The organism is Streptomyces durocortorensis, from assembly GCF_016901035.1.
Classification (GTDB): domain Bacteria; phylum Actinomycetota; class Actinomycetes; order Streptomycetales; family Streptomycetaceae; genus Streptomyces; species Streptomyces durocortorensis.
This window is the reverse complement of sequence record NZ_JAFEUF010000041.1, coordinates 1-11321: the sequence shown is the minus strand read 5'-3', so window position 1 is coordinate 11321 and position 11321 is coordinate 1. Positions and strand designations below refer to the sequence as shown.

Sequence of the window (11321 nt, the reverse complement as noted above, 5' to 3'; positions counted from 1 at the left end):
GCCCGCCCCCCCCCCCGCGCCGCCCCCCCCCCCCCCCCGCCCTTTTCTTCCGGCGTTCGGGCCCCCCCCCCCCCCCCCCCCCCCCCCCCCCCACCACCTGTGGACCGTGTGTTGCCACATACCGACAAGTCGGGGGCCCGGCAGCGCAGCGCCGGAGTGCCCGAAGAAAAGAGGGACGCGATGGACGGGCCGGCGTGGGAGGGCAGAGGGGTGGGCGCGCTGCCCCGTCATCTGCGCGGATTCGCGCAGACGCACCTCGCGCTGCGACGTGATTCTCGCCGACTGGTCGCCGCGGTACCGCTGTTGACCTCGTCCGGTCTGCCCGCGGTCGCGGAGTGGTGGGGGCAGTTCAGGGGCATCGTCGACTGGCACCACCGTACCGAGGACGAGATCCTCTGGCCGGGGCTGATCGAGCATGCCCCCGAGATCGCCGCCGGATCGCACCTCATGGTCCAGGACCACGTGGCCCTCGACGACTCCATGCTGCGGGTGACCCGGGCTCTCGAATCGGGCCGGGCGGAGGCGCTGGACGGTCCCGTCGGCATGTTCGACTCGGTCCTTCACCAGCACCTGCACGAGGAGGAGGAGCTGACGTTCCCGGTCTTCACCCGGGTGCCGCCGGACGTCTTCACCGCCCTGGAACGCCGGGTCCTGGCCGCTGCGCCCTTCGGTGTCAAGCGGATCCTGCCGCCCTGGCTGCTGGACGGACTTCCCGACCCGGGCGGGGTGATGCCGGGGCCGGTGCGGCTGATGGGCCGCACCCTGCTCTCGAAGAGCTACCGCCGCTCCGTCACCGGGCTTCTGGAGCCCACCTGACCCGGATCCTCCGCCGGTGCCGGCGGGCCCGAACCACAGAACGACCGGAGAGACATCATGAGTCCCAGCTCCTCCCGAACCGATCCCGCGCTCCTCGCGGCCACCGTCGGCACCGGTCTGATGACCGGTCTCTACCTCGCCTTCGACGTCGGTGTGATGCCCGCGCTGGCGCGCCGCGACGACGAGGCGTTCGTGAGCGCGATGCGCCGGTTCAACGACGCCCTCGACGACAGCGCCTCCTTCGGGGCGCTCTTTCTCGGAGTGTTCGTGGCCACCGGTGTCGCGGCCCGGCGGCTCCGCCGCGCGGAGCGGGCCAGGGCCGCCCGGCGGGCCACGGCGGCCGCGGTGCTCTACGGTCTGAGCATCGCGGTGACCGTCGGTGCCAACCTGCCGCTGAACCGTGCTCTCCGCACCGCCCCGGCGACCGCGTCGTCGGCGGCGACGGCCGCCAGGACCGCCTACGAGGGGCCGTGGCGGAAGGCGAACGCCGTCCGTACGGCCGCCTGCCTGGCAGCTCTCGCACTGCTCGGCGACGCGGCCCGACGGCGGGCGGTCTCCCGGGCGTGATGACGGGAAGTGTCGAGCCGGGAATCGGGAACCGCCGAGGGTTCCGGCCCGTTGGCACAAGGGCTCTGAGGCTTGACCGAGCTTCAGGGCGCGGTCCGTGCCGCGGTCGGCGATGCCTACGGGGGCCGGCGGCCGCCGGGGCGGGACGCGCTCCGAGATCACGACGTCGGAACGGAATGAGGTGACTGTGGTGGATGCGTTCAGCGGCCTGCTGGGAAGCCCCAAGGCGCGGGGGGCCTTTCTGCTGAAATCCGTGTTCAACCCCCCGTGGGGACTGCGGGTCGAGGACCGTGCCCCCCTGTCGCTCGTCACCCTGTTGCACGGGTCGGCGTGGGTGCTCCGCGAAGGCGCCGAGCCGGTGAGGCTGGCCGCCGGGGACGTCGCGGTCCTGCGCGGCCCCGAGCCGTACACCCTCGCCGACGACCCGGCCACTTCGCCCGGCGTCACGGTGGCCGCCGAACAGCGGTGCAGCACCACCGACGGCGAGGACGTCACGGAGACGATGTCGCTGGGCGTGCGCACCTGGGGCGAACCGCACCGCTCCGGCTCCACGGTGATGCTCAGCGGTACCTACCAGGCGCCCAACGAGGTCGGCCGCCGACTGCTCGCCAGCCTGCCGGCCCTGCTGGTGCAACCCGCCTCCGCCGCCCGGACACCGCTGATCGGCATGCTGGCCGCCGAGATGGACCAGGAGGACATCGGCCAGGAAGTGGTTCTGGACCGGCTCCTCGACCTCTTGCTGATCAATGTGCTGCGCTCCTGGCTGGCCGAGCCCGGCACCGGCGCGCCGCTCTGGTTCCGCGCCCAGAGCGACCCCGTCGTCGGCCGTGCGCTGACGCTGCTGCACGACCGGCCGAGCGAACCGTGGACGGTCGCCTCGCTCGCCACCGCCGTGGAGGTCTCCCGGGCGAAACTGGCGCGTCACTTCACCGAGCTGGTCGGCGAGCCGCCGATGTCCTACCTGACCGGATGGCGGCTCACGCTCGCCTCCGACCTGCTGCGCGACCCCGATCTCTCGGTTGCCAAGATCGCCGAACAGGTCGGCTATTCGGGGCCGTTCGCGCTGAGTGCCGCGTTCAAACGCGAGCGCGGTGTCAGTCCCCAGGAGTACCGCCGGGGCAAGCGCTCGGAGGAGGTCCTGGCCACCGGTTCCGACGGCCGGACGGTGATGCTCAGACGCTGAGCCGTGCCGCCCGCCCGGGCGCCCGGCCGGGGGCGGGTTGGGGGGCGGGGCCGGGCCCCCCCCGGGGCCCCCCCCCCGCCCCCCCGCTGCACCGGGCCCGGGTGGGGGTAGCCGCGGGGGGCCCGGGGGGGGGGGGGGGGCCCCGGGGTGGTCTTGCCCTCCCGGCTCGCCGGGGCCGCCGCCGCGCCGCCCCCCCCCCGCACGGTTCCGATGCCCGGTACGGCCACCGCCGTGAGCAGCAAGCCGTCCCCCATGTGCCAGCGGCCCCGGTAGGGGTACGCGCCGCCCACCGGTCGTGGTACGCCGTCTTCGGACGCGGTCACGGCTGATCGCCTTCGCACCGGGGGCGGTTGCGTCCGCTCCGGACGCACCAGGGCTGTGAGGGAGCCGTCGGCGGTGAGCGCCACCTCGACCGCGCGGGTTCCGATCCATCGGCCCGTGGCCGGGTGCCAGGCCTTGTAGACCGATTCCTTCGCGCTGAACAGCAAGCGGTCCCAGGGGACTTCCGGCGTTCGCCGGGACAGCTCCGCCACCATGCGCCGCTCCGGGTCCGTCGCCACCAGGCCCAGTAGTCCGGCCGGCAACGGCAGCGCCGGTTCGGCGTCCACCCCGAGCGCCGCCCACACGTCGTCGCGGGCGGCCACCGCGCCCCGGTACCCGGCGCAGTGCGTGATGCTCCCGACGACACCGGGCGGCCACTTCGGCCCGCCGTCCGGGGTACGCAGCAACGGAACCGGGGGCACGGCCAGTTGGGCCAGACACCGGTGGGCGCAGGCCCGCGCGGCGGCGAACCGCCGGACGGTCGCCTCGGGCCGCCCGCGCAGCAGCGCCAGCTCCCGGGGGTCGGGCAGGCCGGGCAGCGCGTCGTCGAACGCCTCCGCCCGCGCTACTCCCTCCGGTACGACCCGCCCGATCACGGCCTGCCGCCCGCCCCGAGCACCTCGAGACCGCGGCCGGAAGCCCGCGCGCCCCGCGCGCCCTTCCGGGCCCGCCCCCGAGGTGTGGAGCGCTGCGGGCCACCGGTCACCGGGATCCCGTCCGATGCACGGTCTCATCGCTCCGGGACCGGCCGACGAACGCCCGGTGCACCCGCAGGACCGCCGCGACCACCGCGTCCGGGCTCTCCAGCGGCAGGACGTGTCCGGCACCGGGCAGGGGGGTGAACGTGGCGTCCGGCAGCGCGGCAGCCAGTTCCCGCCCCAGCTCCGGCCGGATGACCTTGTCCTTCTCCCCGGCCAGGACCGCGACCGGAATCCGCAGGGCGGCCGACGCCGCCCGGAGGTCCATGCCCCGGGAGGAACGGAAACAGGCGGCGCGCACCGCCGGCGCGGTCCCGGCGAACACCTGACGGTTCACCTCCCGGGACCGGGAATCCAGCGCCGTACCCGTCATCTGGCCGAGCAGGAGCCGCCCGAGCACGGGCCGCCGCAGGGCCCAGGAGAAGAGCGGGGCCTCCATCATGGCGGCCTCCTTCTCCGGCGTGTCCTGGTCGTGCGCCGCCGAAGCGACCAGCACCAGGCCCACCGGTCCGGTGCCCGGCCCCGGCGCAGCCGTCAGGGACAGGGCCGCGAACCCGCCCCCGGAGTGGCCGACGACGATCGGCGCGCCGCCGGCGTACGAGACGACCGTCGCGAGGTCGGCGGTCATGGCCTCGGCACTCACCCCCGAGGACCCCACGGTCGAGGCGCCGTGGCCGCGCAGATCGTAGGAGACCACCGGGAAACCGCTGCGCAGCAGACGGTCGGTCACCAGGCTCCAGATCCTGCGACTGCCGCCCCACCCGTGCGCCAGCACAACCACGGGAAGCTCCTCGTCCCTCCGCTCCAGCGGGCGCAGCACGGAGAGCGCCAGGCGTCCGCCGTCCCCGGCGGTCAGGAAGACCTCCCCGGCTTCGGGCGTCGTCACCGCGCACCTCCGGCCGCGGGGGTGGCGGGCGTGCTGACGGACAGCAGCTGGTTGAGCCTGCCGAACGCGGCGCGGGTAGCCCGGGTGTGCATCGCGCCGACATCCACCAGGCGTGCGAGGAAGGCGAGCTGGCCCTGCGGACTGGCCCGGAAGAACATCACGAGCCGGGTGCCGCCGTCCTCCAGCGGGGTGAGCGTGAACTCCGCGGTGCCGCGGAAGGCCCCTTCCACGTACTCCAGCGCCAGTCGCTCCGCCTGCTGTACGGCGGTGGTGCGCGCGGTGAACCGCAGCTTCTTGCCGCCCTTGTCGACACCCTTGGTGTGGACGGTGATCCGGGTCAGCGCACCGACCCGGTCCGGAGCGCCGTCCACCGGCTCGAAGGTGTTGTCCGGCACCCACCACCGTGCCCTGCCCGAGAGCTCGCCCAGCAGGGCCTCCCAGACCGCGTCCGGACCGGCGGTGAGCCATGCCTCGTCGACCAGCTCGTATGTCTTCAACTGCTCCTCCAGGGGGATGAACGGGAAGGGCCGCTCCCGCAGGAGCGGCCCCGGGCCGTGCTCGGTCAGCCGAAGAAGCCCTGGCCGGGGGTGAGGACGTTGCCGGGGTCGAAGCGGCGCTTCGCTTCGCACAGTGCCCCGTAGCTGCTGCCGAAGTGGCGCCGCCAGTCCGCGGCGGTCAGATCCGGCACCGCTCCGACGAGGTAGCGCTTGGCGCCCAGCTCCACGGCCCGGTCGTACAGCCACCGGTTCTGCTTGACCATCCGCGCGATCTCGGCGTCGCTGGTTCCCGGGTTCGGGAAGCGCAGCAGGTCGAAGAGGTAGCCGGTCCTGTCCCTCGGCTGCACCGCCATGGGCGCGTTGACCTTGGACGTCGGGTACGGGTAGGTGAGCAGCACCCCGGCGCCCAGGCTCTCCGGGGTGAGCTGGCTCTCCACCAGGCGCAGGAAGCGGGCTGCCGAGGAACGCGGCAGGAAGAGGCTCAGCCACGGCTTGGCCTCGAACCAGTGTCCGGCCTCCTTGAGGAAGGCCTCGTAGCCGTCCAGCCGGAAGAGGTAGTCGCGCAGCGCGTAGTCCTCGATGTGCGCCTCGGCGCGGAGGTCCTTGAGACCCGACAGCAGCCGCGCCCGGTCGGGGAGGCGCCCGCCGGAGTACGTCGCGACCGCCTCGATCTTGTAGCGCCACCCGGAGTCGTCCGGTTTGCGGACCATCTCGCCGCCCTGCATCTGGAAGCGCCGGTCGGCGAGCAGGATCTCCGAGTCCTTCATGAAGGCCGTGACGTCGCTGTAGAAGAGGCTGAAGACGGTGGCCCGTTCGGCTGACGGGACGGTCCGCAGCGTCACGCTGACGATGACACCCACCTGACCGCCGCCGGCCAGTGCGGCGCGGAAGAGGTCCGAGCGCCGGTTCTTGGAGGTGGTGACCACCTCGCCGGTTCCGGTCACCACGGTCATCGAGGTCACGGTGTCCGCGATGAGGCCCTCGGAGCCCATGGTGAGCCCGATGCCGCCGACACTGATCGTGCCGCCCACCGAGAGCGGCAGGTAGTCGGGCAGGGCGGGCAGGGTGCGGCCGCGGGGGAGCAGATGGTCGGTGATCTCCGCCCAGGTCGCCCCGGCCTCCACGGTGATGGAGTCGCTGCCGGTCGACAGGATGCGCGCCATACCGCGGGCGTTGACCGAGATCCCGCCGGGGACCGCGGCCTGGCCGTAGCAGGAGTGGGACTCCAGGTCGCCGCCGGTGCCGCTGCGGCCGTTGACCGCCAGCTTCAGCCGGTTGGTCCGGGCGTAGCCGATCATCTTGGCGATGTCCTGGACCGAGCCGGGGGTGAGGACCGCCCACGGAACGGTGCCGTTGACGAGCCGGCCGAAGTCGTGGCTGTAGGACCCGAACTGGCTGGTGTCCGTGGTGAGCGTGCCGTCCAGCTGCGGTACGGACACGATGCGGTCGCCGGGACGGCGCGCCGTGTCGGCTGCGTGGGCCCAGCTGCCGGTGGTGGCGTTCCAGCCGATCACCGTGGCGGCGGCGCCGACCGTGCCGAGCACTGCTCTTCGGGAAGGGGTGTGCAGGTTCACGGGGAAGGACTCCATGTCTCGTCGGTCACGCGGACGGCTGTCAGGAAGCGGCGGGCGTGGTCGCCCGCAGGTCCTCGCTGGTGCTCAGCAGGTGCTCGGCGGGGTCGAACCGACTGGTGGCACGGCGGAAGCGCCACGTGTAGGTAGGCCAGATGGACGGGTTGCGGCCGTGCTCGTCGAGGTACCAGCTGCGGCAGTTCCCGGCGTTCCACACCGTGCCGTCCAGCCGCTGGTCCAGCTTGTCGTTGTAGGCGCGCTGGGCCTCGGGCAGCGCCTCGACGCTGGCCAGACCGCGCTGGTCCATCGTCTTGAGGGCGTCGAGCAGATAGGCGATCTGAGCCTCGATCATGATCACCTGGGAGGAGTGGCCCAGTGTGGTGTTCGGCCCGAGCAGCATGAAGAGGTTGGGGAAACCGGCCACGCTCGTACCGCGCAGTGCGCTCATGCCCTCGTTCCAGGCGTCCTTGAGACCGACGCCGTTCCGGCCGAAGACGCGCTCGGCGATCGGGCGGCGTACCGCCTCGAACCCCGTGCCCAGCACGATGGTGTCCACCGGGCGCTCCCGGCCGTCGGCCGTGACCACCGCGTCGGGAGTGACCTTGGCGATGCCGTCGGTGACCAGCTCCACGTTGGGCTGCTGGATCGCCGGGTAGTACGTGTTGGAGAAGAGCAGGCGCTTGCAGGCCATCACGTAGTCCGGGGTGAGCCGGGCCCGCAGCGCCTCGTCCGGCACGCTCTTCCTGAGGTGGTCGGACGCCATCTTCTGCATCTTCCCGGCGACGGCGGGACGCGCCATCACGAACGCCAGGATCTCCCGGCCCCACATGTTGAAGTTCCGGCGGAAGCGCTGGTAGCCGGGGACCGAGGTCAGCAGCTTGGTCTGGAGGGCGCTGTTGGCCTTGTCGTTCTTGGGGCCGATCCAGGGCGGGGTGCGCTGGTAGAGGTCCAGCTGTCCGACCTCCGGCTGGATGGCGGGGACGAACTGGATGGCGGACGCCCCGGTGCCGATCACGGCGACCCGGCGGCCGGTGAGGTCCAGGTCGTGCCGCCACCGCGAGGAGTGGAAGACCTCGCCCTGGAACTCGGAGAGACCGGGGATGTCCGGGACGGCCGGCTCGCTGAGGTAGCCGGTGCCGGTGACGAGGACCCGGGCTGTGTAGTCGCCGCCCGTGGTGGAGATCAGCCACCGCTTGCGCAGGTCGTCCCAGCGCGCCTCGGTCAGCTCGTGCCGGAAGCGGATGCGTGAGCGCACCCCGAACCGGTCGGCGCAGTCGCGCAGGTAGTCGAAGAGCTCCCGCTGCTTGCCGAAGGTGCTCTTCCAGTTCGGGTTGGGGGCGAACGAGAAGGAGTAGAGATGCGACATCACATCACAGGCGCAGCCCGGGTAGGTGTTGTCGCGCCAGGTGCCGCCGACTTCGTCGGCCCGCTCGAAGACCAGGAAGTCGTCGATGCCCTGCTGCATCAGCCGGATCGCGGTGCCGAGCCCGGAGAAGCCGCTGCCGATCACCGCCACCCGCAGGTCGCGGGCCGGGTCCAGGGGTGCCTGAGCCATGCCGGTCACCCCTTACGGGCCAGCGTCAGCCGGAAGTTGTTGAAGAAGCGGTCCTCCAGCGTGTACGCGAAGATGTCCAGGTAGCGTTCGAAGCGGGCCACCACCTCCTCGCTCTCCAGCGCCACGGCCTCCTCGCGCCGCTCGGCGAGCAGCACCAGCCAGGCACGGCAGGCCTGGGCGAACGCCTCACGCTCGTTGACCAGTTCCACCACCTCGAACAGGCCCTCGGCGGCGGCTGCCAGCTCGTGCAGGTGCGGGATGTGCATTCCGGCGAACTCGGAACGCTGGAGGAACTTGAGGTCCGCCAGGATCTTCCGGCCGATCGGCTGGGCCTCGGCGGTCATGGTGTGCAGGACGAACCGGCCGTCCGGCACCAGCGCCTCGTGGACCTGCTGGAAGAAGAACCGGTAGCGCTTGGTGCGCTCCTTCGGTGACAGGCTGGAGGGCACGAAGTGCTCCAGCGCGTTGACACAGAACGCCGCGTCGTAGGTGCCCGGGGCGCTGTGCTCCGACCAGCTCTCCACCCGGGTGGTGAGGGCCGGGTTGTCGAGGCCCGCGATGAAGTCGGCCTGGGTGCGGCTCAGCGTCAGACCGACCGCCTCGCGTACGCCGTGCTTCCGCGTCAGCCGGTCCATCAGGGTGCCCCAGCCGCAGCCGATGTCCAGGACCCGGTTTTTGCCCGCGGCGTCCGCCAGCTCGGCGAACGCGTCGAGCTTGCGCTCCTGCGCCAGGTCCAGGGCTTCGGTGAGGCCCTCGCCCTCCTGCCAGTAGCCGCCGCTGTACATCATGCTGGGCCCCAGCAGCAGCCGGTAGAACTCGTTTCCCACCTCGTAGTGGTGGCGGACTGCGTCCACCTCCGGCTCCGCGGTGTGGGAGGCAATCGTCGCCATCCTCGCCCTCTCCTCGCAGCTTCTGCCGGCCGGGCGCAGATGCGCTCGGCCGGCTTTCGGGTTCCGAACCGTGCTGTGAGGGAGCCAAGCGGACCTGTGCAATCGGTCCGCAACAGCAGCGTGTGACCGTCTTGTTGCGGACCGATTGCGAGGAGCGGCTTGCATGCCGTCACGACCGTACGCCGCGTTGAGAGAGGAACAAATCATGGCACTGCCGACTGTCGAGGTTCTCTCGGAGCAGCTCGCCGCCGTCTCCGGAGCCACCGAAGTGACGCCCGACGCGCCGATCCGGCACATCCCGGGTGTGGACTCGCTGGACCTGATGGAGTGGCTGTACAACTTCCAGAACGAGCACCCCGACATTCCCGCGGACGAGTCGCTCTTCGCGGAGCTGGACGACAGCACGACGATGCGGGACGTGTACGCGAAGCTGGTCGACCTCACGCCGCAGCCGGCCGAGGCCTGAGGCGGGACCATGAGTGGATTCGCCATCGCGGGGTGGGGCAAGGCCCTGCCCGAGCGGGTCGTCACCAGTACGGAACTGGCCGAGCGCTTCGGGGTCGACGAGCACTGGGTCGTCAGCCGTTGCGGTATCCATGAGCGGAGGGCGGTCGACCCGGGCCAGACGACCGCCTCCCTGGCCGTCGAAGCGGGCCGCGCGGCTCTGGCCAAGGCGGGGCTGACCGGCGCCGACATCGCCCATCTGATCGTGGCCACGGCCACACCCGAGCAGCCCTCTCCCGCCACCTCCGCCTTCGTCCACCACGACCTGGGAATCGCCGGCGGGGCGATGGACGTCAACTCCGAATGCGCGGGCTTCGTCTACGGGCTGGTCGCGGCCATGGGCATCCTGCGCATGGACCGTCGTCCGATCCTGCTCATCGGGTCGGACACGCACACCCTGACCGCCAACCCCGCCGACCGGGACCTGTCCATCCTGGTCGGCGACGGAGCGGCCGCGGTGGTCCTCGTACCGGGTCCGGAAGATCCTGTTCTGGCCTGGAATCTGGGCGCCGACGGATCGTGTGCAGATGCACTCAAGGTGCAGGCGGGCGGAAGTCGGATGCCCACAACGCCGGAAACGGTCGCGCAGGGGCTCCACTTCGCACAGATCAAGGGCAACGAGATCTACCTCAACGCCGTCCGCTACACCGTGCGAACAGTGCGCGAGACGCTGGAGAGCGCGAAGGTCGCTCCGGCGGAGGTGCATCACGTGATCCCGCACCAGGCGAACATCCGGATCATCAACTCGGTGATGCAGCACTCGGGTCTGCGCCCGGAGTCCCTGATCACCAACCTGGACCGGTACGGCAACACCGCGTCGGCCTCGATCCCGCTGGCCCTCACCGAGGCCCTGGAGGCGGATCGGATCAAGGCGGGAGAGCTGGTCCTGCTCGCCGGGTTCGGGGCGGGCATGACCTGGGGTTCGGTCCTGATGCGCTGGGGAGGCGCCACGTGAGCGGAGCACAGCAGGCGGGCAAGCGCCCCGATGCGCCGGTGGCCCTGGTCACCGGCGCGTCGGGCGGCCTCGGGCAGGCGCTGGCGGTCGAACTGGACGCACTGGGCTGCCGGGTGGCCGTCCACTACCGCAGCTCGGCCGACCAGGCCCGGGCGGTGAGCGAGAAACTGACGAACGACTCGGTCGTGGTCGGCGCGGACGTCGGCTCGTGGGAGGAGACACAGCGTCTCTGCCAGGAGGTCGAGCGGACTCTCGGCCCGATCGACGTGGTGGTGAACAACGGAGCGGTCCGCAAGGACGCCCTGATGGCGATGCAGGCCCCGGACGACTGGCACGAGGTCATCCGCACCAACCTGCTGGGATCGTTCCACACCAGCCGGGCCGCGCTGCCGTACATGCTGCGGCAGCGCTGGGGCCGGATCGTCAACGTCGTATCGCCGTCGGGCTTCATCGCCACCGCGGGGCAGACCGCGTACTCCGCGTCCAAGGCCGGAGTGATGGGCATGACCCGTGCGCTGGCGGCTGAGTGCGGCCGGCGAGGGGTCACGGTCAACGCGCTGTCACCCGGGTTCATGATCACGGGCATGACCGACCAGCTGCCGGAGAGCATCGTGTCGGACATGGCGCGCAAGGCGCCGGTCCCGCGGTTCGTCACCGTCGAGGAGGTCGCCCGGAGCGTCTCGCTCTTCCTCGACCAGGACTGCATGACCGGGCAGGTGATCAGCATCGACAGTGGTGTCTCCATCATGTGAGCCGTTGCACGGCAGTGGGGGGGGGGGGGCCCCCCGGGGGGGCCCCCCCCCCCGGGGGGGGGGGGGGGGGGGGGGGGGGGGGGGGTGCGGTTTGCCAACCCCGCGCCCGCGCGGGCCGCGCCGGGG

General features: G+C 71.9%; 11 protein-coding genes and 1 pseudogene. 6 read left to right on the top strand and 6 right to left on the bottom strand.

Annotated elements, in window-relative coordinates; translation table 11 throughout:
• The first annotated feature begins 180 nt into the window (after nt 1–180).
• The 3 genes from JS521_RS11230 to JS521_RS11220 all read left to right on the top strand — a co-directional run bounded on the left by JS521_RS11230 (nt 181) and on the right by JS521_RS11220 (nt 2566).
• Complete coding sequence (locus tag JS521_RS11230) at nt 181–816, top strand: hemerythrin domain-containing protein (protein ID WP_205082582.1); 636 nt, start codon at nt 181–183, stop codon at nt 814–816.
• Between the two features lie 57 nt (nt 817–873).
• Nucleotides 874–1383, top strand: coding sequence for an anthrone oxygenase family protein (locus tag JS521_RS11225; protein ID WP_205082581.1), 510 nt, complete (start codon nt 874–876; stop codon nt 1381–1383).
• 190 nt (nt 1384–1573) lie between these two features.
• Nucleotides 1574–2566 (top strand): AraC family transcriptional regulator, encoded by a 993-nt coding sequence (locus JS521_RS11220; RefSeq protein ID WP_205082580.1) that lies wholly within the window; start codon nt 1574–1576, stop codon nt 2564–2566.
• A gap of 374 nt (nt 2567–2940) precedes the next feature.
• Here JS521_RS11220 and JS521_RS37375 read toward each other — a convergent pair.
• The 6 genes and pseudogenes from JS521_RS37375 to JS521_RS11190 form a co-directional block, all read right to left on the bottom strand.
• Nucleotides 2941–3621 (bottom strand): annotated as a pseudogene (locus tag JS521_RS37375) (4'-phosphopantetheinyl transferase family protein); the annotation flags it as partial.
• Nucleotides 3590–4471, bottom strand: a complete 882-nt coding sequence (locus JS521_RS11210) for an alpha/beta fold hydrolase (protein ID WP_205082579.1) — start codon at nt 4469–4471, stop codon at nt 3590–3592. The pseudogene JS521_RS37375 and the gene JS521_RS11210, both read right to left, overlap by 32 nt.
• Complete coding sequence (locus tag JS521_RS11205; protein ID WP_205082578.1) at nt 4468–4968, bottom strand: SRPBCC family protein; 501 nt, start codon at nt 4966–4968, stop codon at nt 4468–4470. The genes JS521_RS11210 and JS521_RS11205 overlap by 4 nt, the downstream gene beginning before the upstream one ends.
• Before the next feature lie 65 nt (nt 4969–5033).
• Complete coding sequence (locus tag JS521_RS11200) at nt 5034–6542, bottom strand: FAD-binding protein (protein WP_307847843.1); 1509 nt, start codon at nt 6540–6542, stop codon at nt 5034–5036.
• A 40-nt stretch (nt 6543–6582) separates the two neighbouring features.
• Complete coding sequence (locus JS521_RS11195) at nt 6583–8094, bottom strand: flavin-containing monooxygenase (RefSeq protein ID WP_205082577.1); 1512 nt, start codon at nt 8092–8094, stop codon at nt 6583–6585.
• A gap of 5 nt (nt 8095–8099) precedes the next feature.
• Nucleotides 8100–8984, bottom strand: coding sequence for an SAM-dependent methyltransferase (locus tag JS521_RS11190; RefSeq protein WP_205082576.1), 885 nt, complete (start codon nt 8982–8984; stop codon nt 8100–8102).
• A 205-nt stretch (nt 8985–9189) separates the two neighbouring features.
• Here JS521_RS11190 and JS521_RS11185 point away from each other — a divergent pair, with 205 nt between their 5' ends.
• Genes JS521_RS11185 through JS521_RS11175 form a run of 3 tightly spaced genes read left to right on the top strand, consistent with a single transcriptional unit; the run spans nt 9190 to nt 11195 of the window.
• The gene (locus JS521_RS11185; protein WP_205082575.1) at nt 9190–9450 is read left to right on the top strand and encodes a hypothetical protein; all 261 of its coding nucleotides are present in this window, start codon (nt 9190–9192) and stop codon (nt 9448–9450) included.
• A 9-nt stretch (nt 9451–9459) separates the two neighbouring features.
• Nucleotides 9460–10443: a 3-oxoacyl-ACP synthase III family protein gene (locus tag JS521_RS11180; protein ID WP_205082574.1), complete on the top strand. Its 984-nt coding sequence runs from the start codon at nt 9460–9462 to the stop codon at nt 10441–10443.
• Nucleotides 10440–11195, top strand: a complete 756-nt coding sequence (locus JS521_RS11175; protein ID WP_205082573.1) for an SDR family NAD(P)-dependent oxidoreductase — start codon at nt 10440–10442, stop codon at nt 11193–11195. The genes JS521_RS11180 and JS521_RS11175 overlap by 4 nt, the downstream gene beginning before the upstream one ends.
• Nucleotides 11196–11321 lie beyond the last annotated feature (126 nt).